The sequence below is a fragment of the Novosphingobium aquae genome (assembly GCF_037572715.1).
Taxonomy (GTDB): Bacteria; Pseudomonadota; Alphaproteobacteria; order Sphingomonadales; family Sphingomonadaceae; genus Novosphingobium; species Novosphingobium aquae.
This window is the reverse complement of record NZ_JBBHJY010000025.1, coordinates 1-1,408: the sequence shown is the minus strand read 5'-3', so window position 1 is coordinate 1,408 and position 1,408 is coordinate 1. Positions and strand designations below refer to the sequence as shown.

The following is a 1,408-nucleotide window of genomic DNA, read 5'->3' as shown; positions in this document are numbered from 1 at the left end:
ATCAATGAGATGGGGTGGTTGCCGCCCTCCCGAACGGCATCGCAATGTGCCAAGAAAGTGGTGTTGAAGGCCACTTAGCGGAAAGGACAGCAACCATGCAGAAAGATACGATGATCGGCGTAGATCTGGCAAAGGCTGTTTTTCAAGTGCACGGCGCGTCGTTGACGGGGCAAGAAAGGTTTCGCAAGAAGCTGTCGCGGCAGAGTTTCCCCAAGTTTATGGCCGATCAGCCTCCAGCGATTGTTGTTTTGGAAGCATGTGGCAGCGCGCATTACTGGGCCCGCGAGTTGATCCGGCTTGGCCATGAGGTAAAGCTAATTGCACCACATTACGTGAGGCCGTTTGTGAAGCGGCAGAAGAACGATGCCGCAGACGCTGAGGCCATCGTGATCGCGGCCCAGCGGCCAGAGATGCGCTTCGTCGAACCGAAGTGTGCTGAGCAACAAAGCCGGGCGATTTTGTTTCGCGCTCGGGAGAGGCTTGTCCGCCAGCGCACCGAATTGGTCAATTCACTCAGGGCCGGCCTCTATGAATATGGCCATGTTATTCCGCAGGGAATCCATCAGATCGGACGGATTGAAGAAATCTTGGGTGCACCGAACAGCGACTTGCCCGATTTGATGCGTGAGGAGTGCCGCGACCTTTTGGAACAGATCGCCGAGAAGACGGTTCGCATCAACGCCCGAACCGCGAAGATAAAGGCTCTCGCGGCTGAGGCTGACACAGCGCGGCGCTTGCAGACGATCCCCGGGGTTGGCCCATTGACCGCACTGGCGGTTGAAGCTTTTGCTCCGCCGATGGAGAGCTTTAAATGTGGTCGCGACTTTGCAGCCTGGTTGGGTCTCGTCCCACGCCAGTTCTCCTCAGGCGGTAAGGAGCGTCTTGGCCGCACTTCCAAGGCCGGGCAGGCTGATATCCGCAGGCTGTTGATCATCGGCGCCATGTCGCGCCTGAACTGGCTAGGCCGAAAATCGATCCCAGTGAATTCCTGGCTGGCGCGCATCGCAGCGCGAAAGCCGAGGATGCTGGTAGCTATTGCTCTGGCCAACAAGATGGCACGCACAATCTGGGCATTGATCGCCAAAAATGAAGATTACCGAGTTCCGGCACCAGTGGGGGCTGCATGAGGAATATGCTGCAAAACCTGCCAAAGGCCGGATAAAGGGGGTGTGAGAAGGCGACGACCCGAATGGGCAAAATGATCGAACAGATCTGGATCAGAAAAACCAGTTCAGGACTCAGAGTGCTACAGCTCGCCAATGAGATTTGGATCTGATCCGCGGATCACCATACCGGCCAGCGGCTTCTGAATGCCGTAACCAAAGGCCTTACAGAAGACCGCACTCGATCACTAACCCACACGGTCAGAAACCTCTTGCATCACGGGCGGCAACCACAGAAGTCCTGA

The 1,408-nt window shown here is 56.6% G+C and carries 1 protein-coding gene; it reads left to right on the top strand.

The annotated features are described in order from the left end of the window. Positions 1–95 precede the first annotated feature (95 nt). Positions 96–1,127 (top strand): IS110 family RNA-guided transposase, encoded by a 1,032-nt coding sequence (locus WG900_RS20090; protein ID WP_339970156.1) that lies wholly within the window; start codon positions 96–98, stop codon positions 1,125–1,127. The last annotated feature ends 281 nt before the right edge of the window (positions 1,128–1,408 follow it).